This is a genomic window from Lactobacillus sp. UMNPBX4 (assembly GCF_002554115.1).
GTDB classification, from domain to species: domain Bacteria; phylum Bacillota; class Bacilli; order Lactobacillales; family Lactobacillaceae; genus Lactobacillus; species Lactobacillus gallinarum.
The window spans coordinates 1-21,153 of the sequence record NZ_PCZF01000032.1 but is presented as its reverse complement, the minus strand read 5'-3'; the positions used below and the strand labels follow the sequence as shown (position 1 = coordinate 21,153).

The 21,153-nt window shown below is 33.2% G+C and carries 16 protein-coding genes and 2 pseudogenes; 4 read left to right on the top strand and 14 right to left on the bottom strand.

The window, feature by feature from the left end; all coding sequences use genetic code 11:
• Positions 1 to 78: 78 nt before the first annotated feature.
• From CP355_RS10390 to CP355_RS07000, 6 genes and pseudogenes are all read right to left on the bottom strand, one after another.
• Positions 79 to 252 carry a hypothetical protein gene (locus tag CP355_RS10390; RefSeq protein ID WP_233187000.1) on the bottom strand — a complete coding sequence of 58 codons (174 nt, stop codon included), beginning with the start codon at positions 250 to 252 and terminating at the stop codon, positions 79 to 81.
• 335 nt (positions 253 to 587) lie between these two features.
• Positions 588 to 1,121, bottom strand: coding sequence for a hypoxanthine phosphoribosyltransferase (gene hpt, locus CP355_RS07020; RefSeq protein ID WP_087176391.1), 534 nt, complete (start codon positions 1,119 to 1,121; stop codon positions 588 to 590).
• Positions 1,122 to 1,322: 201 nt separating this feature from the next.
• Entirely contained in the window at positions 1,323 to 2,789 is a 1,467-nt protein-coding gene (locus CP355_RS07015; protein WP_098044217.1) for an SLAP domain-containing protein, read from the bottom strand.
• Between the two features lie 268 nt (positions 2,790 to 3,057).
• Positions 3,058 to 3,390 (bottom strand): annotated as a pseudogene (locus tag CP355_RS07010) (RNA-guided endonuclease InsQ/TnpB family protein); the annotation flags it as partial.
• Between the two features lie 15 nt (positions 3,391 to 3,405).
• Positions 3,406 to 3,771, bottom strand: a complete 366-nt coding sequence (locus tag CP355_RS07005; protein WP_025006431.1) for a pyridoxamine 5'-phosphate oxidase family protein — start codon at positions 3,769 to 3,771, stop codon at positions 3,406 to 3,408.
• A 318-nt stretch (positions 3,772 to 4,089) separates the two neighbouring features.
• Entirely contained in the window at positions 4,090 to 4,455 is a 366-nt protein-coding gene (locus tag CP355_RS07000; protein WP_025006431.1) for a pyridoxamine 5'-phosphate oxidase family protein, read from the bottom strand.
• 194 nt (positions 4,456 to 4,649) lie between these two features.
• On the opposite strand from CP355_RS07000, the gene CP355_RS06995 reads away from it, so the two are divergent.
• Entirely contained in the window at positions 4,650 to 6,596 is a 1,947-nt protein-coding gene (locus CP355_RS06995; protein WP_098044216.1) for a M13 family metallopeptidase, read from the top strand.
• 261 nt (positions 6,597 to 6,857) lie between these two features.
• A complete protein-coding gene (locus CP355_RS06990) occupies positions 6,858 to 8,057 on the top strand; it encodes an acetate/propionate family kinase (RefSeq protein ID WP_098044215.1) in 1,200 nt (399 codons plus the stop codon).
• A 163-nt stretch (positions 8,058 to 8,220) separates the two neighbouring features.
• Here CP355_RS06990 and CP355_RS06985 read toward each other — a convergent pair whose 3' ends face one another.
• The gene (locus CP355_RS06985) at positions 8,221 to 8,751 is read right to left on the bottom strand and encodes a hypothetical protein (protein ID WP_098044214.1); all 531 of its coding nucleotides are present in this window, start codon (positions 8,749 to 8,751) and stop codon (positions 8,221 to 8,223) included.
• Positions 8,752 to 8,773: 22 nt separating this feature from the next.
• Complete coding sequence (locus CP355_RS06980; protein WP_098044213.1) at positions 8,774 to 11,797, bottom strand: HsdR family type I site-specific deoxyribonuclease; 3,024 nt, start codon at positions 11,795 to 11,797, stop codon at positions 8,774 to 8,776.
• A gap of 40 nt (positions 11,798 to 11,837) precedes the next feature.
• Between CP355_RS06980 and CP355_RS06975 the strand changes: the two genes are divergently transcribed.
• Both CP355_RS06975 and CP355_RS06970 read left to right on the top strand, forming a co-directional pair.
• Positions 11,838 to 12,971, top strand: a complete 1,134-nt coding sequence (locus CP355_RS06975; RefSeq protein ID WP_199161217.1) for a restriction endonuclease subunit S — start codon at positions 11,838 to 11,840, stop codon at positions 12,969 to 12,971.
• A 65-nt stretch (positions 12,972 to 13,036) separates the two neighbouring features.
• Positions 13,037 to 13,966: a site-specific integrase gene (locus CP355_RS06970; protein ID WP_098044211.1), complete on the top strand. Its 930-nt coding sequence runs from the start codon at positions 13,037 to 13,039 to the stop codon at positions 13,964 to 13,966.
• A gap of 30 nt (positions 13,967 to 13,996) precedes the next feature.
• On the opposite strand, the gene CP355_RS06965 is transcribed toward CP355_RS06970, so the two are convergent.
• The 6 genes and pseudogenes from CP355_RS06965 to CP355_RS06940 form a co-directional block, all read right to left on the bottom strand.
• Complete coding sequence (locus CP355_RS06965; protein ID WP_098044210.1) at positions 13,997 to 15,205, bottom strand: restriction endonuclease subunit S; 1,209 nt, start codon at positions 15,203 to 15,205, stop codon at positions 13,997 to 13,999.
• The gene (locus CP355_RS06960; protein WP_098037078.1) at positions 15,198 to 16,841 is read right to left on the bottom strand and encodes a type I restriction-modification system subunit M; all 1,644 of its coding nucleotides are present in this window, start codon (positions 16,839 to 16,841) and stop codon (positions 15,198 to 15,200) included. Before CP355_RS06960 ends, CP355_RS06965 begins: the two co-directional genes overlap by 8 nt.
• A 133-nt stretch (positions 16,842 to 16,974) precedes the next feature.
• Entirely contained in the window at positions 16,975 to 17,817 is an 843-nt protein-coding gene (locus CP355_RS06955) for a hypothetical protein (RefSeq protein WP_098044209.1), read from the bottom strand.
• Positions 17,818 to 19,914 (bottom strand): DUF262 domain-containing protein, encoded by a 2,097-nt coding sequence (locus CP355_RS06950; protein ID WP_098044208.1) that lies wholly within the window; start codon positions 19,912 to 19,914, stop codon positions 17,818 to 17,820.
• A 447-nt stretch (positions 19,915 to 20,361) separates the two neighbouring features.
• Positions 20,362 to 20,529, bottom strand: a pseudogene (locus tag CP355_RS10380) (ISLre2 family transposase); the annotation flags it as partial.
• A gap of 296 nt (positions 20,530 to 20,825) precedes the next feature.
• Positions 20,826 to 21,125 (bottom strand): MBG domain-containing protein, encoded by a 300-nt coding sequence (locus CP355_RS06940; protein WP_098044206.1) that lies wholly within the window; start codon positions 21,123 to 21,125, stop codon positions 20,826 to 20,828.
• Positions 21,126 to 21,153 lie beyond the last annotated feature (28 nt).

Genomic DNA, 21,153 nt, shown 5'->3' with positions numbered 1-21,153 from the left:
AATGATCTAAAAGCTTAAACTATCAATTTGTCAATGTCTTAACTTAATGACATTGATGGTAATAATGTGCTTAATTTTTTATTTATAAATTTCGCTTACTCTAAGCGGATATAGTCGATCACTATGTCCAGAAGGCATATTTTCCTCTAACAGTAAATTATGCTTGATCAATTCATTTTTCAATCGATTTACTGTAAAAGAATTACAATTCATTTCATCCATCAGATCTTGATCAGGATAAATAATATACATGTTTCCGTCGGAATCTACCCAGCCATTATTTGTGACTGAGTCATCTTCAGTGTAAAAATTATATATAAATAACGAGCATCGGTACTCAGCTTTTTATATTTTGGATTATGGAAGAAAGCTTGTGGAATACCATTTTACTGCTCTGGGTACTCGATTCCTTTTTTGAATTTTTGAATATCTTTATTCATTTTACTAACCTCTTTAGTTGATAAAACGTACCTTTACAATATGTATTATAGTCCTTTCTTGATTTTCACATAAGTAAAAATAATTATTATAATATAAAGTACTGTTAAAATCAACTATTTTTAAAATAGAGGTTAATTTTTTAAAAATTATGCATAAACTGCTTGCTTTAAGACCCCTACATAAGGAAGATTACGGTACCAACCGTTATAGTCAAGTCCATATCCTACTAAAAATGCATTAGGTGCTTTAAAGGCATAGTCATCAGCTTTGAAATCTACCACACGTGTCTCTGGCTTATCAAGCATTGAAACCACTTCTACACTCTTAGCGCCGCGCTTTCTCATTACTTCAGTAAGTGTCTTCAAAGTGCGACCAGTATCAATAATATCTTCCATAAAAATCACAGGATGATTAGTAACATCAGATTTAATATCTTGAACAATTTTGACATTACCAGTTGAAGAAGTTCCCGCATAACTTGAGGCCTTGATAGGATCAACCGTTAATTTGAATGTTAATCTTTTGATCATATCACTAGCAAAAAGCATTGCTCCATTTAAAACAGGAATAACAATTGGCTCTTGACCAGCATATTTTTTATTTAAACGTTCAGCCATTTCATCCATCCGTTTATTAAGTTGTTCCTGAGTAAATAATACTTTTTCAATATCGTTGTTCATTATAAATGTTTCCCCTCTTGTTCATCTAATGATCAGATTTTAGCATATATTTTTGACAGATTACAGTGTTTTCGCCTGAAAAATAGATAAAATGCTAAAAATGATATTATTTTATATAATAATCGTTCGTGTTTTACTGAAACAAAAGCAAAATAAAAAATGGAAATGCATCATGCATCCCCATTTTTGTGTCAACAGATATTATCTTTCTTCCGCAAAATCGCTAGTCTTCATCATCTTCGTAGAAATAACCCTATTATGATCTCTTTCGTTTTCAATGCTTAATTCAAACACGGATTCATCTGCTTCACTCATAGTCATCTGGCCATAAAGTGATTCAGTATCAGTTTCCTTAGAGTAAACATTTGAAACTAGTAATTCAATAGCCAGTCTTTCATTCTGCGTCAATTTATTAAGATTTCCTACTTTGACTTTGGCACCATCTAATTCATCTTTAGCTGTCTTAATATTCCAAATCAAATATTGAGCTTGCGCAGCTGACACACTATCCTTATTTAATACAGATTTTGCATCATCAATCGCTTGATCATAGTTATACCGTTTGTAAAAACTAGATAATTTGTACTTAATACTACCTTGTACTGCTATTTGCTTATTAATTAAATCCTTTAAATCTAATTCTTCGCTTTCAGACATAGCAATTTTTGCATTATCTTCAGCCTGACTAGCACTATTAATCGGCTTTAAAAATTTACCGTCAACATATTTTACATCGCTAGCCTTAATAAAAGCATCCCCTATCTTTACCGTATTAATTTTAACTACCTCAGGGAAACTAGGAGATGTCTTCAAATTAGCCATTTTTTGATAATGATTGGTTAAATGGTAATAAAGCTCAGCTTTGTTTTCCTGCTCGTTCCACAAATAGATGGCCCCATTAACCTTTATTGGTGCTAAACTCGTCCAAGCAAAACCTTTAGGCGTAATTACTTCTCCGTTAAATGCATATAATGGTGCTTTACTATTATCTCTTTTGACCTCAACAACGGTTGTATTACGAACATCATAGTTGATAGAGTCCATGTTTTGACGGGCAGTGACATCTCTAGCCCAGATATAATAATCCGTGCCTTTAATATGATAAGCATTAGGGAAACTATTGGCTAACACGTCCATGCCACCTAATTGATCGACAACTAGCTTTTGACCTTTTTTATAGTATTTTCCGGTAGTCAAAGCTCTATTCTTGCTGGCCATAAAAATTTGTGGCGCCTTCGTTTTAACTGTTACCGTAGTTTGATTAAATAAAAGCTTATTACCATCGATAGCATCAACATTTGCGGCTTTAATATATTGGTTTTTACCGATCTTAAAATAATCGGCACCCTTAATCTTGGTTATGGTTAATTGATATCTGTGTGCATTTGAATAATTTTGATAAAAGTACAAGTTATCCGCAAAATCATTTTGACTAATCTTGCCTTGATACTTAACTAATGTACCTTTACGCAAAAGCTTCTTAGTATGCTTACCTTTTTTATTATAAATATAGGCATTATGATTGAGCTTCAATTTATCTTTTTGACTAATTTGCCGTTTGTTAGTGGCTGCTAAAACCGTTTGTGACGGTTGAATCATTCCGACAGTAGGTGAAACTGCTAGTAAAGTGGCTACAGAAGTTAATACAATCTTTTGCTTTAATTTCATTTTTTTACCTCATCAAAATTCACTTATATTTTTAATTATAACAAGCAAAAGCAGGCACTCATTAATAGAATGCCTGCTCTTTGTTACGTCAACTACCCTAGACTGAAGTCTAGGGCTTAGTGGATCGTTAGCTTGCGCCAACCAGAACACCAACTTGCTTAGATACGGACTTGACTTACCAGCAGTAATCTTTTGACTATTGCCGATAGAGGTCGTCTAATTACCAAAGCCTTTTGAGTCCGTGAGTTGCTAGCGGACTGCAGCCTTTCTAGGCTGCCTCTTTTATTTTAGGATTCTGCCACTTGCCTAATCCTTTTTCTAAGATGTTCACGGCCGCATTCCAATCACGAATATGGTGCGTTCGACAGATTGGACAAGTCCATTCCCGATCCTTAAGGGTTAATTTCTTATAGCTATTTTGTCCCATAATACTGCCACAAGCATGACAGCGTTGAGTAGTATATTTAGGATCAATTGTTAGAAATTCTTTGCCATATAGATCTGCCTTATAAGCCAGCATGTTCAGGAAACTACGCCAACCAGCATCAGAAATGGCTTGAGATAAGGCATGATTCTTTAACAGATTTCCCTGACTCAATTTCATATAAATTAAGTTTTATGCAAATACTTCTTCGATGTTTAAGTTAACTACGAATGCATTTGGAAATTCAGTCTTAGCTAAAACTTTCTTTGCATAGTCATCATCTTCGTGAACTTCTGCAGTAGCAAGTACCCTAACTGCAGTGTGTGATGGAACATCAGCTGCAACAAGAGCAACCTTTGAACCGCGCTTAATGTTTTCGTAAGCTTCACCCTTGGTCTTTTCAAGGTATTGTAAGTGGCTTGGGTCTAAGACAGTCATTGAGCCCTTAGGACCAACTTGTGGGTTACCATCAGCATCAACAGTTGATAAGTAAACTAAGTTATTCTTGAAAAGGTTTGCTTGTTCTTCAGTAAGTTTGTTAGTGTTTAATTTTTTCATAGACAATACATCCTTTCAATTTATCGATATACTAAGTATACATCAATTTGATGAGACCGTAAAATAGTTTGTGTAAGGAGTAAGTTTCAGACTTTAAAATACCTACGATTTCAGTTACAATTAAATTCATAAAAGACCAGTTTCTAATATGTTTTTTTGCTTAACATCAGACTACTGGTCTTTTTGTTTTGGAGTCAAGTCCTAAATTGGATTTGGCTCCTTTTTAATTTGTAACTAAGCGTCACCGCAAACTATTTTACACTTAGTTGATTAAAAAAGAGCCAGGTTTCCCTGACTCAATTTCATATAAATTAAGTTTTATGCAAATACTTCTTCGATGTTTAAGTTAACTACGAATGCATTTGGAAATTCAGTCTTAGCTAAAACTTTCTTTGCATAGTCATCATCTTCGTGAACTTCTGCAGTAGCAAGTACCCTAACTGCAGTGTGTGATGGAACATCAGCTGCAACAAGAGCAACCTTTGAACCGCGCTTAATGTTTTCGTAAGCTTCACCCTTGGTCTTTTCAAGGTATTGTAAGTGGCTTGGGTCTAAGACAGTCATTGAGCCCTTAGGACCAACTTGTGGGTTACCATCAGCATCAACAGTTGATAAGTAAACTAAGTTATTCTTAAAAAGGTTTGCTTGTTCTTCAGTAAGTTTGTTAGTATTTAATTTCTTCATAGACAATATATCCTTTCTGTTTTATCAATACACTATAAGTATACATCGATTTAATAGCAGGTGTTAGGGATTTGCTTACATCCTGATTTTTATTTAACAAAATGCTTTTATTACTATAAATAAGCAAAATTAAATTTTCATTTTATTTTAAAAAATGCTATGATTTAACCAACTAAAAAACAAAGGAGAAACATATGAATTTAGCAAAAATCCGCGGCGGTGCTGGTGATATCACCAAGCCCGATCTTAATGCCCGCATTCAAGATAACTTATACTTAGCCGTTAACTCTGACTGGATTTCTAAAGCCAAGATCCCTACCGATCGTCCATTAATCAGTAGTTTCAGTGAAATTGATTTAAAAATCGAAAAAGAATTGATGAACGACTTAGCTGATTTTGCTTCTGGTAAAAAAGCTTTGCCTGATATTCCTAACTTTGACAAGGCAATCGAAGTTTATAAATTGGCTAAGGATTTCGCGAAAAGAGACACCGATGGCTTTCAACCTGCTCAAGCTGATCTTGAAACTTTAACCAACCTAAAAGATGTCGATGACGTCAAGCAAAATCTAGCAAAATTATTCTTGCGCTTTAGCTTTCCATTTTTATTCGAAGTTGAACCTGATCGTAAGAATACTAAGATCAATTCCCTCTCCTTCGATCGCAACTCATTGATCTTGCCTGACACTACTAGTTATCAATCTCCTTCTGCTAAGCAACTACTCGATGTTTGGCAAAAGCAAACTGAAAACTTATTAAAGATGGCTGGTGTTGAAGAAGCTGCTGCTAAGAAATACGCTACTGATGCGATTGCACTCGATGCTAAAATCGTTAAAGTAGCCAAGTCAGCCGAAGAACGTGCCGATGATGTAGCTCTTTATAACCCAATCAAGACTAACGAATTTGAAGAAAAGACCAGTTCTTTAAACTTAGGTCAATTACTTGATCAGCTTTTTGAAAAGAAGCCAGATTACGTTGTTGTACGTGAACCAAAATTCTTAGACCACTTCAACGAATTATTTGATCAAGAAAGCTTCGATGAACTTAAAGGCTGGTTAATCTCTACTTTCATTAACAAAGCTGCAGCATTTTTATCAGAAGATTTCCGTCAAGCTGTCTTCCCATTCAAGCAAGCTACCTATGGACAAAAGGAACTACCTAGTCAAGAAAAGGAAGCTTACTATAAAGCAAATGATTTATTTGACGATGTAATCGGCGTGTATTATGGTCGCACTTACTTTGGTGAAGATGCCAAGGCTGACGTAGAAGATATGATTCACCGCATGATTGATGTCTACGAGCAGCGTATCAGCAATAATGACTGGCTCTCACCTACTACTAAGGAAAAGGCAATTACCAAGTTGCGCGCCTTGGTTTTAAAGATTGGCTATCCTGATAAAATCGACCATGTTTACGATTTGTTCCAGATTACCCCGGCAGGTGAAGGCGGCAGTCTTTACAGTAATCAAGCAGATATTCGTGAAGTCGGTTTGAAGCATAATTTCGAGAAACTGTACAAGCCAGTTGATCGCAGCGAATGGTACATGCCAGGCAACTTGATCAATGCTTGCTATGATCCACAAAGAAATGATATTACCTTCCCTGCTGCTATTTTGGAAGCACCTTTCTACGATATCCATGCTTCTCGTGCCACTAACTACGGCGGTATTGGCGTGGTAATCGCGCATGAAATCTCCCACGCATTCGACAACAATGGTGCTAAGTACGATGAGTTCGGCAACATGAAGAATTGGTGGACTAAGGAAGATTTTGCGGAATTTGAAAAGCGTACTCAAGCTGAAATCGATTTGTTCAATGGTATCAAGTATGGGCCTGTAACTCTTAACGGTAAGCAAATTGTTAGTGAAAATATTGCCGATCAAGGTGGTTTAACTGCTGGTATTGAAGCTAATAAGAATGAACATGGCGACATGAAAGAACTATTCGAAAACTATGCTCGCATTTGGGCAAGCAAAGAATCTCCTGAAATCATTAAGACAATTGCCGCCTTCGATGTTCACGCTCCAGGTCCTGAAAGAGTTAACGTTCAAGTACAATGCCAACCAGAATTCTATAAGGCCTTCAATGTCCAAGAAGACGATGGTATGTGGCTTGATCCTGCTAAACGCGTAGTCATTTGGTAAAAATCTTATTTTAAATAATAAAACTCAAATCCTATTAAATCTTGGTGTTAATAAGCCTGGATTTAATAGGATTTTTTGCTTCATTAAGCATCGCTATTTCTTAGGTACATACAGTTTGCTTGATTTTTATTTATTTTTTAGTTAGTATGGAAATGAATGTAAGGGGTTACATTAGCATAACAACGTATATATATAAAAGTATTCGCTAATGCAACTAGAGATTTTTTACCTAGCCAAAAAAGGAATAGAGGAATAATTCTTATGAAGAAAATTTTAGCAATTAATTCAGGTAGCTCTTCTTTTAAGTTTAAGCTTTTTACTTTTCCCGATGAAAAAGTAATTAGTGAAGGCCTGGCCGATCGAGTCGGACTAGAGGGTTCAACCTTTGCCATTAAAGTTAATGGTGAAAAACATAAAGAAGAAATCGCAATTCCAGACTCTGAAACTGCGGTCACAATTTTACTTAAAAAGCTCAAGAAATATAACTTAATCAATGATCCTAAAGAAATTATTGGAATCGGACACCGGATTGTTGCTGGTGGTGAAGAATTTAAGGATTCAGCGCTAGTTGATCAGGAGACGCTCAAGAAAATTTATGATTTGAAGCAATACGCTCCTTTACACAATGCCGTAGAAGCTGACGTAATTAAGGCCTTTATGAAGTTCTTGCCAGATGCGGCTGAAGTTGCTGTCTTTGATACTTCATTCCACCAGAGTTTAGATAAAGTTCACTATTTATATTCTCTTCCTTACAAGTATTATAAAAAATACGGTGCAAGAAAGTATGGTGCTCACGGCATCTCCCTTAGATATATTAGTCAAGAAGCCGCCAAAATCTTAAACCGTGACCTTAAAGATTTAAGATTAATAGTTTGTCACTTGGGATCCGGTGCTTCAATCACTGCTGTTAAAAACGGTAAATCCTACGATACATCAATGGGCTTCACTCCAGTAGCGGGAATTACAATGAGCTCTCGTTCAGGTGATGTCGATCCCTCCCTACTGCCCTTTATTATGAAAAAGGAAAACTTAAGCATTGATCAAATGATGAAAATTCTGAATCATAAATCAGGCTTACTTGGTATTTCAGGAATATCACCTGATATGCGTGATTTACGTAGTGATGTGACTCCTCTATCTGGTGAGAAGAAGGTTCGTGCTGACCTAGCTCGTAATATTTTTATCAATCGAATCGTTCGCTATGTCGGTGGCTATATTCTTGAAATGGGCGGACTTGATGGCATCATTTTCACGGCTGGCGTTGGTGAACACGATTACGGCGTTCGTGAAGGTGTTATGGATTCATTGAAGCTCTTAGGCTTAAAGCCTGATCTTGCCGCTAATAAGAATAATGATACGTTCATCACTAAGAAGGATTCTAAGATTATTGGGATGGTAATTCCAACCAATGAAGAATTAATGATTGAGCGCGATGTAGTCAGAATTGCTGGATTGAAGTAGAATTTTGGATACTTATTTTTCAAATTAAAGAATTTGAGATAAAAGAAAAATGATATCTTTGCATGTTGCATTGATATCATTTTTTAGTTTTTAATATAATCGATTATCTTTATTTCTTACAATAATTCTCACAACTAAGTGATATGTTTTCTTATAAACAAGGCTATATAGCTAGCTTTTTAGTTTTGTATCCATAACGATCAAAGTAATTTCCAGCACCACTGCCAAATCTTATAGCTTTTACCTTTTTACCATGTCTAGTTTTAGTAACAGGCACATAATAGATACCATTTCCAGCTCCCGTTACCCAGTCATTGGTATTAAATGAAGTAATACCATGCCATTTAAGTTTATAGGCTTGAAATTGAATAGTATTTATCTTTGAAATAAGCTTACGGTGCTCTTTTATATTTTGATGTTCTACTCTATTTTCCCACTTTGCATATTCTTTTTCAGGTAAAATTTTATAAAGCTTTCTTCCATCTACTGTATGTGCTGTTATCTTACAATGTTTAATTCTTCCATCTTCTTTATAATACCAAGTACCTCTTGTTGCCTTAGGTGTTGTAAACAGAGACTTAGCTCCCCAGCTTGCCGCATTAACATTATGATTTGATTTACTAAAAGTAATACTACCTATCCCTATAGCTATTACAATTATGCTAATGATCTTTAAAAAATTTCTTTTATTCATTGTACGTACTTCCCTACATCTATTAATCTTTATTCTCCAACGGTGAAATCTGATCCTGGTAGAACTTATTTAGCCCTAAGCGAACCTTTTTCTTCCATTGCAACATGTTCATATCAGGATGAGTTTTACGAAATTCACTAAACACTTTAAATGATAGTAAAGCATTAATTCCCGTTTGTTGGTGATCAACTTCGTTTGGGTCATAATGACGAATAACAAATTTGAGATCATCAATATTAAGTCCATTTTCATCAGCGAACTTTTTAATTAGATCTTCTCTAGCATCATCGATCATATTTTGTAAGAGTTCGTTAACTTGCTTATTTCTAAACTTTTCAGGATCAAATTTAATTTGAAACCATAAATTATTTACAATATCAGCCAATGACTTATTGTTCTTACCTAGATTTTCGATATAGTCATCGATTTCTTTTACTTCAGCCTTAGTTCGCTTACTGTTTTCTTTATCATCTGATGGAATATAAGCCTGAATCAATTGAACAATATAAGCATAATTAATCTCTTGTCTACCAGTATTTTCAAGCTCATAATCTGGATCGAACTGATCATCATCTTCTGTTGCTGGCTTATCCTTACCTGTAGCTTCTCTAACCTTTTCTTTAACAACTTCATATGTCGCCCGGGTATCCTCAATGAACATTGGATCTAAGCCATAATCTTTTTCAAGATCAATATTATTGAATTCATTGTAAGTTTTGATAGCACCTAAGCTTTTATCAAAATCCTGATATTCTTTTAGAAATCGTTTTTGATCATCAAGCGGAGCTTCAGTAATTGGAATACCTTGATCTCCCTGATACTTAATGATCTTCTTTTCAGCATTATTGAACTGTAGAATTGATTCATCCCAAGTCGGAGCAAGAGCTTGCTTTTCGCTACCTTCGGTATAAAGCATTAAGGCACCATTGATACTTTCTTTATATTTCTTAGGATATTGATAAGTAACTATCTGTCCATATCTTTTATCTCTATCGAAGATACGGTTAGTTCTCGAAAATGCTTGGATTAAATCCTTATACGGCATTGGTGCACGATCCAAGAATAAAGTTGATAAACATGGTGCGTCAAAGCCGGTTAACAGACGATCAACTACTATGACAATATCTAATTGTTGAGAACGTGGTTTAAACTCATCTTTTTTACGAGCTAAACGATCATTCACGTTTGTGTTATATGCGCCTAACTCAGCCATAGAATAATGAGTATTAAACATCTTATTGTAATCTTCTAAAGATTGCTTCATCTCATTTTGGTTAGCCTCATCGCCATCACCATTTTCGCCAATCGAGTATGTAATTGCTATTTTAGGAAAATCTGGCAATACTTTCTTAATTCGATTAGGAATTTTAATATCTGGATCTTTATCATTAATTACATCCCTAAAGATTCGATAATATTTTTGAGCTTGCTTAATAGAGCTAGTAGTAAAAATGGCATCGTAGGTGTAGCCACGATTATCTTTGTTATAAATACCTAATTTGCGATATGAATTATTTAGAATTCTTTTTACTACTGCCTTCATGTGCGAGAGGGATGCATATTCTTTATTTCTAGCATCAGTATCTGATTCATCAGCATCCTCTGACACATTACTTTCCTCCTCTACTTGAAAACCAAGTACAGCTTTATCTCTGATAGCATCCTTAATGGTATATTTATGCAAGCATTTTCCATATTGTTGTTCAGTAGTTCGAGCATTCTTTCCCTTAGCCTCACGAGCATTTTCTGCAAAAATAGGAGTACCAGTGAAGCCATACCATAAAGGTGGATTTTTAGTAAAAAATGCATCTATTTCATTCTTTTGATCGGGAGAGACTGCACGGTGACATTCATCAACGATAAAGGCTAATTTTATATCTTTTAACTTACGGTATAGACGTTTTTGTTCTTGATCTTGAGCGATTCGCTTGAATAAAGCCTGCATTTTTTGTCTAGTAGTAACGATAACCCTTTTATCTGAACTTACTAACTTACGGGCAAGAGAATAACTATTTTCAGTACCTTCAACGTCAATTGAGTCATTCTGAGCATAGGTTTCAAATGCTTGAGTAGTTTGAGTATCTAAATCATTACGATCAATTAGAAATATCGTCTTTTGAATTGATGGAATTTTAAGTAAATTATGTGCAACCTTATAAGAAGTTAAAGTCTTACCGGAACCTGTTGTATGCCAAACAAAACCAGAATATGGTTGATCTTTATTATCTTTTCCGTATGACGCATCAAAAATGGCTTGAATTGCATGAATTTGATATGGACGTAACACAATAATACTGTGTTGTGTGCTATCTAAAGCAATATAGTTAGCCACCATATTATGAGCTGCAGGAATAGACAGTACGTCTTTAGCAAATTCAAGATAATTTTGCACAGGCTTATTTTCTTTATCTACCCAAGTAGTTAAAAACTTCTCTTTTAATTGTTGTCCAGCAGCAATGTATTGGGTATAACTTCCGTTAGTTACGACAAAGAATTGAAGAGTTGAGAATATTCCATTAAACATCTGCTCATCAATATACTTTTGAATCTGATTGAAAGCTTCTTTAGGTGAATGTGCTCTATTCTTCAATTCAATATGAATCATCGGTAAACCATTGATTAAAAGAGTTACATCCCCACGACGATTACGATCTACTTCTCTGCGTTTATGAAATTGAATTTGATGCACTACTTCATAGACTGAATTACCACCAGCAATATTATTATTGTTAATCACTACAAAGTCAGCAGTACCTAATTTAGTATTATCTCTTTGAATTTGTAATCTGACTTCCCCATTAACTCCTGCAAGCCATTCTGCAGATTTATAGAAAGTTGGATGAATTATCTTAGATTTAATAATTGCCTTTTCATTATCAGTTAATGGAACATCCTTTAAAACATCTTTGTTTGAGCGAGATAAAATCTTAAAGAAGTTATTCCAAAGATCATCTTCATTTTTAATATCATCACGAAGAGTCCATTGTGACTCTCCATGAGTAAGTTGGTCAATTAAATTTTGTTCGAGTACATTCTCTTGTTCCACGAATTTGATACTCCTTATTTTTAATATTGCTTATAATTAAATTATCTCATTTAAATTTGGAATTGCATTACTTTTATTTACGTTTTTCGTTTGGGAGCAGCGTAAGTTAGGAGATATATCTGAAATAATTCGAGGAGCATCTCCCAGACCTATTAGTGATCCCAAGTGGTTTAATAGTAATTCAAATATTGGATGGTTACGCATTTCTGATGTGACTGCTCAACATGGACGAATACAGCACTTGTCTCAACACATATCTATACTGGGACAAGCAAAAACAAGAGTAATTTCAACACCGCATTTATTATTGAGCATAGCTGCATCTGTGGGTTATCCAGTTATTAATTATGTTAAAACTGGTGTTCATGACGGCTTTCTCATATTTGAAAATCCAAAGTTTAATATAGATTTTGGATTTTACTGGTTAGCTTTCTACAAACATGAATGGCAAAAATTTGGTCAACCAGGTAGTCAGGTTAATTTAAATAGTTCTATTGTTAAAAAAACTAATATTGGATTGCCTGATAACGTTGAACAAAAAGCTATTGTTCATCTTCTCAAATTAATAGATAATCGTATAACCCTTCAGCAACGAAAATTAGAAAGTTTTCAATTTACTTATCACGAAATAATTAGGCGACTTTTTTTAAAAAAAGCAAAGTGGCAGCAAACCAAATTATCTGATTTAGTAACTATTTTAGATAAAAATAGAAAACCGGTTAAAAAAGAAGACAGATTATTTGGCGATACTCCATATTATGGAGCTAATGGAATTCAAGACTATATCAGCGGATTTACTCATAAAGGAGAATTTATACTTATAGCCGAAGATGGAGCTAACAGTTTAACAGAATACCCTATTTATTTTGTCAAAGGTCAAATTTGGGTTAATAATCATGCACATGTTTTAAAAGTAAATAAAGATGTAAGCCCATTATTTCTAGCTTTAGCATTAAAGCAGATTAATTATTCAAAATATACTGTTGGAAGTAGCAGAAATAAACTTAACTTAAAAGATTTAGAAAACATAGCTATATTTATACCTGACAATAATGAGCAACAAAAAATAGGACAGTTTTACTCTAACTATTTAAATTACCTACGTATTAATAAAAAAAGAATTCAGTATATGAAACAATTCAAACAATTTCTTCTCCAGAATATGTTCATTTAATCTTGCATAATAATAAAACCTCCTTAAACAATGTCAGAGTGACTAAAGTTTAAGGAGGTTTTTATATGTCACGAAAATATAGTACCAAGTTGTTTTATAAATATTATCTAGATTGGATTCATCTATATAAAGATAATGCTGTTCGTCCTGTTACGCTTAATAAATACTATTTAGTTCAGCGTAAGTTGCAAGAATTAGCACCTAATTTACATATGAATGAATTAACTCGACAGAGTTATCAACGAATTCTAAATTTATATGCAAAAGATCATGAAAAAAATACGACTCTAGATTTCCACCATCATCTTAAAGCAAGTTTATTCGATGCAGTAGATGACGGCCTCTTAAAAACTGATCCCACAAGAAGAGCAATTATTAAAGGATGTGAACCTAGTTCAAAGAAAATAAAGTTTTTAAATCTCTATGAACTTCAAACTTTATTAAGATCTTTAGATTTAAAAGCAGAATTAAACTGGGATTGGTTCTTCTTCCTAATTGCTAAGACAGGATTGAGATTTGCAGAGGCATTAGCACTTACCCCTGAAGATTTCGACTTTGAAAAACAGAGTATTATTATCAATAAATCGTGGAATTACAAAGAAAAAGTTGGATATTTTCAGCCTACAAAGAATGAATCATCTAATAGAACAGTAATGGTTGACTGGCAATTAATGCAACAATTTCAGTCTATGATTCAACAAAAGGAATCTGATCAACCTATTTTCTTTGGTAAAAATCAACGAGTTTATAATTCTACTTTGAATCAAAAATTAGAATCGTATTGTAAGGAACTAGATATTCCAATTATTTCTATTCATGGTCTTAGACATACTCATGCTTCACTTTTATTATATGAAGGAGTATCAGTGGCTAGTGTAGCTAAACGTTTAGGTCATAATAATACCACAACGACACAAGAGACTTATATTCATATTATTCGTGAGCTTGAAAACAAAGATAACGATAAAATACTGCATCATTTATCACAGCTATAGAAAAAAGGCATCGTTTGATGCCTTTTTTCGTTAGATGAACATGTTTTGGAGTAAAAATTTTTTTATTTTTTTAATCGAGCCTATTTTTTTAGTTTCAACTAAAATTCTTTGATCCAAATAATTCAATGTTTTTGAAATTTTTTCTTGTTCTTTAACACTTGGAACGTTTATTTTAAAAATCTCAGTAAAATCCTTTATTACATGAGGAATATTGGGAGTTCTATACCGTAAAAAAATTATGGGCTCTTTACTTTTTAAATATTGATATAAAAATCCTCCTGAATACTTTGGTTTATAGCTTTTCAAAGTTGATCCTAATGCACCAGTAAACCCATGATAAATTTTTCCAGCCTGTGAGCCATCCCAAAGAATAATAATATCATTGTGAAATGTATCAGTAGGCGAATCAACTTTTGTTATGGAGCCACCATTTAATAATGCAGTGTCGATATAAGTAGATTTTGTTCCCTTCATATCAGCTTTAGCTTTACCTTTAATTTCTTTAACTATAAGCTTCTTAAGACGTTCATATTTCCATTTATCAGAAAACGAATTGAATCTTAAAATAGGAACGAATTCTGTCTCTTGACAAAACATATATTGAGATAGTGCTTTTTTCATAACTTTTAATAATTTCAATTTTCGTTGCTGAAGATTTACAATTTTATCTAGTTTTGAAAGAATTTTACTAATTTTATCTTGCTCACTTCGATCACTAGGAATATTAAAAATCAATCTTCCGAAATCAGTTTTATTAAGTTTGGGTTGCGCACTTACACCAACCAAACTTAATACCTTATTTTTATTTTGTGGATACTTTAATAAATAAAAGCAAAATTGGTTATTTAATTTATTAGATCTTAATAAAACAGCATTAGGTGCAAGTGTCATAGGCTTATCCAATTTAGGCACTTGAAAAGTTTTACCAACCCCAGCTCCAACATTGGATAGTAAAATATCTTTGGGTTTAAGAGAACTCTTACTCAAAAAATCATATCCTTTTTTATCCGTAAATAACCAAGGGCCGTTCCAATTATTTGAAGCATCCATTAATCTTATAAGATAAGCATAATTAGGGTTTTTATATGTTTTAACATTATGTCGTAAACTAGCAAAACTGCCGTTTGCTACATAATCGGTAATAGTAGTAAATATTTTTTTTAACGATTGTTGCTCCCAATCGTTAGTGAATCCTTTAAAGCGCAATACTGGAGCACTTTTCACCTCTCTTCTATTCATGAAGCTCGCCCTCCAGTTCCTTTATAATGGCATCCAGGCCATCCATAATATCAGAATCATCTGAAGTTAATTCCTTTAACATGCCGACCAATTCTCGTTGATTTTTCTCAATCTCAACATTTGTTTCATGCAGGTCAGCAGCTACTTTCTTCAGGTCTACCGGAGGCTCGGGAACGAAAGTATCCACATACCTTGGGATGTTAAGATTAAAATCGTTTTCTTCAATTTCATCAAACTTAGCTAAATGAGCATAACGTTCAACATCTTCACGCTTCTCATAAGTATCAAGAATCTTTTGAATATCTTTTTCTCTTAACTCATTTTGGTTCTTTTTCTTTTCAAATCCTTTAGAAGCGTCAATAAACATTACACTTCTATCAGTTTTATCCTTCTTCAACACCACAATAACAGTTGGAATACTAGTACTGTAGAACAAGTTAGATGGTAATCCAATTACCGCATCAATTGAACCATTTTCAAGGAGCTTCTTACGAATCTTACCTTCTGCTGCTCCTCGGAATAGAACACCATGAGGTAAAACAATAGCCATAGTACCTGTATTCTTTAAATGATAAAAACCATGCAATAGAAATGCGTAATCAGCTTTTGATTTGGGAGGTAGTACACCATATGGGCTAAACCGAGGATCTTGTAAAAAGCCTTTATCAGCTGGCCACTTTAAAGAATATGGCGGGTTCATTACTACAGCATCAAACATAGTTTTAGCAACAGGTGGCCAATCAGCACTAAGTGTATTACCTCTGCGAAGATGCTGATTACCAAAATCAACACCATGAAGAATCATATTCATTTTAGCCAATCTATGTGTTGAGAAATTAATTTCTTGTCCAAAGTAAATTATCTGATCTGCTTTTCCGCCAAATTTTTCAATGTATTTTCCAAAATTTAAAAGCAAAGACCCTGATCCCATTGCTGGGTCATATACTGTTAAACCATCTGGGTATTTGCCTCCAACTAAAGTTAATTTAGTTAACAACTCTGATACTTTTTGAGGTGTATAAAATTCACCTGCTTTTTTTCCTGAACTTTCGGCAAATTTGCCGATTAAAAATTCATAGGCATCACCTAAAGTATCACCCTTAGTTTTAACAATCTCTAAATCACCTATTGCTTTAATGACGTTAGCAATAGTATCTGCTTGTTGCTGGGCATTATCACCTAATGCCTTGGAATATAAATCAACATCTTCAAACAATCCTGCAAAATTTTCACTTATACTTTCAATGTCATTAAAAGCTTCCGCCAAATCAGAAATTTGAAATGTTTTAAGTTCACCTTTTTGAGTTCTAGCTTCTCCATTAATTTCATTTAATAAATACGTAAATGTGTGTCTAGGAGAAATTGTATACGAAAAAGTTCTTTTTAATTCCTTTAAAAGTTCTTCATCTTCGGCGTTTTCTTCATATAATTTTTGATTAGCTTTTAAATCTGCATTCGGATCACCAATAAGTTGTCCCACATAATATAGCATCTTATCAGAAAGATACTTATAAAAAATTATTCCCAATAAATAGTTCTTATATTCATTAGCATCCATTTTAGAACGTAAATCGCCTGCGGCACTATATAAAGCCTGTTCAAGTTGACTTTTAGCTTTTATATTATTATCTGACATATAAGTTTTTCAGTCCTTCTAATTTTCGTTGTTAGAGCAACGAAAATATTAATTAATATTATTTTAACTTGTCAAGCCAAATAATAAAAGAACTAATATTCGAAAAATAAAAATGCACTTTAGTCAAGTGCATTTAATTTATATACTTTCGTAATTCTCTTTCATTAATCTTACTTTGTTTTTCAGCTGCATCGTAAACAAATTCAAAGACGGACTGATCAATATTAGCAATATCAATAAAAAACACGGTATTTGTTCTTGCGTTGAAAATCATTAATCGTTCAATATTTTCATTATTAAAATGATTATAAAATCCTAACGTATAATACAAAAGCAACTGGCGAACCCATGAAATTTGCATAGTAGTTTTCACTGAAACCTTTAAATCCAATAATGTCTGTTTTAAAAGATAGTCACCATCTCCAGAGACAAAACCATTTTCAGCCTTAGCAAAAAATGCATCCCTAGTTGGCCAACCAAATTCTTCGAAAAATTCCTCAACACGTTGAATCATCATTTTAATGTGTTCAATTGTTAACTTATCAGGATGTGCTTTGGGTTTAACATAGCGACCACTGCGAAATGCATCTTCCCACGCACAGATGTCTGTTGCCAAGTAAATAGCTTCATCTGATAATGAATCAACATCTGACAGATCTTTAACTAAATATCTTAATCTTTCTTCTTGATCTAAAAGCTTCTTATATTCTTTAACCGGAATAATTCCATGAATCAAATCTTGTTTGGCTTTAGCATTCGCAACGTCAAAGGCGTGTTCATCAGCAAGCAACACATAGCGAGAAAGATAATCCACTATGGTTCCTACCTCAGTCGGTTTTATATTTTCATCTTCCTTTGAGATGACAGTATTTGGGTTCAATTGCTTAATCGTAAAATCATTGCCCTTAACAATCCTATTTAAAGGCAATATTTTAGGTTGATGAGCAATTTGAGTTATTGTGATTGGTAATTTCATTTAATTTTCTTTCACTTTAACAGAAAGATAAAATTCATCTTTTGGTATCTTATATGCTTCAATTATTTGCTTAAGCACATGCATATTACGATGAGCACTTCCACCAGTCATTACATAGATATCATCTCTAACTTTGGAGTAACTCCACTTTAATTTGTCATCAATATCTTTCTCTTGACAAATTATGAAGCTATTATTTTGATTAGCATTGTTTAATGTTCCTTTCCAAGTTAATCCAACTAGGCTTTTCAACAAATCAGGATTATCTTGGTCTAAAATTTGAATGACTTGAAGAGGAACGTCTTTAAAGTACTTAACAGGATACTTCGATCCTTCAAGAGTAAATGAAACCAATTTCCTTCCTGTAGTCGCATCTAAATTGTCTAATCCAATTTTATCTACAGCTTCAAACTCAATTCTTGAATCTTCAATAGGATTCAATTCATAACGATTCAGTAGTATATCTGCCAACCTTTCTGCTCTAGCCTTAATATCTGCGATTGTCCATTCATTTTTATCTACTACATCCTTATTAAGAATTATTGCTTTAGAATTTTCTTCTAAAATATGTTTCTTTTCAGCAAAACTCTTATTAGACATTTCAGAATTATATCCAGTTATAGATAAGTTCCCTAATGTATGAACAAATTCATCATGTTCTTCATCAGAAATATTCTTACGCCACGATTTACTCATTGTCTGTGGCATGATATGTTCAATAGTTAAATCTTCTGAATTTAACTTTTCCTTTGAATTTCCATTCTCAATATCAAGCATTATTAAGTCACAAAGTCCTTTATTCAAATAAAGCTTTGAGTGAATTAATGCATTTTTGAGTTGATTATCATCTGGTACTTCATTTTGATTTTGTTGAACAAATAAATACTTATTGATGGCTTCATAATATTTTTTCTTATTTTTAGCTAATTTAAATGTTCTAGCATAATAACTAGCAAAAAATCCTAATAAAGAATTAGAAGGCACATCACAAATTGTCCTTCTTATAAGATAAATTGTAATCAAATGAATCACTTTAGTTAAAGTTTCTTCATCAATTTCATTATTTTCATAGTCATGGAAAACATGGAGAAAGAATGGATAAGATGTGCTTTGATTTATTCTATTTAAACTAGCTAAATCTGTTTTAATATCATCGTTATAACTAGATTCTGCCGGATACATAAAAGAAGCATATAATTCTGCATAATCTTTTATTTCCTTAAGTGCTTGTTCATGACTTAGATTTTCATTTTTAAATGTATCAACAAAAGTTTGGTAAACTTTACGTTCAGCGACCACTGAATTTTTCTTCATAATAATAAATTGTCTAAAGAACGCATCCATAGCATGATTGCTATTATCTCTTCTTAATTTATTTTCAATAGGTAACCAGTAATCTTCAAATAATCTTTCTTGATCATGATCACTCATTAACAAGAAATTACGAATTAAATCTGAATTAGTTAAAGCAACGCCAGTCGAATTGATACTTTCAAAAATAATTTGAGGATCATCCTCACCTTCTTTAAGACTGATTCCTACTACTTGGAGTTGTCGAATAGCTTGTAAAATTTCTCTACTTGTAATTCCCTGCTTGAGCCAATTATCAAAGGTTTGCTTTGCTAATTTATAGTTTTCAACAATATGACTATTTTCATCTAATTTATCATTATCATGATTCAACAAAGCTGTGTATTGAATATTATCTGATTTAATAGGCTTTAACTTGATTTTATATTCTTGAGAGGGAGACTGAGAATTTGTTAAAAACATTTCAATAGTTCCAGTAGTGAAGGCATCACCATCAACGGTAACATCTTTTAAAGCCTGTAGTAATAATGTAATCGTGGTTAACCTTTGTTGACCATCAATAATTAAATATTCTGGTAGTCCTATATCACTATTAGTTGATTCAAGGTAAACTACCGCGCCTAAAAAATGCTGCTTTTTAGTTTTAATTACAGTATATAAATCATCTAATAACCTTTTTACATTATTTTTATTCCAATCATAATTACGTTGATATACTGGGATTTTCAAAATCATTTGAACTGGGGCAAAAAATCGTTCTGTTGCATTAAATATACTTGCTTGCATTGTTGTTTACTTTCCTTTTAATTTCTAAATTGTAAGTTAATGGATTCATATTAACTTTTTCTATACTCTATAATTTTAACACTACATTTTTAGCGTTTTTCTCCACTTATCATCATCTTTCAGTAATTTAAATTACAGTAATCATAATTACTGTAATTACGATTACTGAAAAATAAAAGCATCCCTCTCTGGAATGCTCCAACAAACAATTACCTATTCATCACCTTGATAATACAAATCGTTAAAATTCTTATGCTTATATTGCTGTGCAAGTTGTGGATTCTTCCAAGCAACACAGTTAGTCCAAAGGCCTGCTCCTTCAGCAATCACTAATACCGGCTGACCATTTTCAGTATAAGGGCCGTAGAAAGTACCATCACCAGCGCCTTGCATCCAGCCCATGACATTCAAATATTTAATGCCATGTGCCTTCCAAAAGCCAGTTCTTCCCCAATTTTTAGTTTTTTCAACTAAGCCGGCATCAACTTCTTCTAGTGCTAATTTCATTAATTCTCTAATCAAATCAAAGAAGTAGCACATTAATTCCTTTTCACGAGCAATAACATTATTTTCGGACTTAATAATTTTCACGATATCAGTTATAATAGACTCCATAAAAGACTAGCTTCTAATGTGTTTTTTTGCTTAACATCAGACTACTGATCTTTTTGTTTTGGAGTCAAGTCCTAAAATGGATTTGACTCCTTTTAATTTATATTTAAACGTTACCGCAAACTATTTTACACTTAGTAATCATTGATGAGTATAGCTATTTCTTTTTTCGCTTAATAAACATGCTGCCTAAGCCTAGATTTGATAAAAGTATGCCTAGCCATGAAAGTGATTCTTCTCCTGATTGAGGCAAGGAATTATCGTTTGTTTCAACAGTTTCAGGTTGAACTGGCTTATCATTATCCAGTCTTTGTGGTTTCTACCACATATCCTAAATCTTCATACCTTTTAGCCACTGCATTAAATCCAGCATCCGCTGCTTTTGAATCATAGCCTCTTAATTCAGCGCTTGCTTTACCCTGAGCAATTGTATAAGTACCAACAATTCCTGGATCTTTGGATAAAGTAGGATTATCTTTTCTCAACTTTTTAGCAGCTGAATCTGTTAATTTAGCATAGTATGTACCAACATTTTTAGGATTTTCTACAATAGCATCACCATTTTTATCAACCGTAAATTGCAATAATAACTTGAACACTTTTGTTTAGGCTGTTTGATAGATGCGA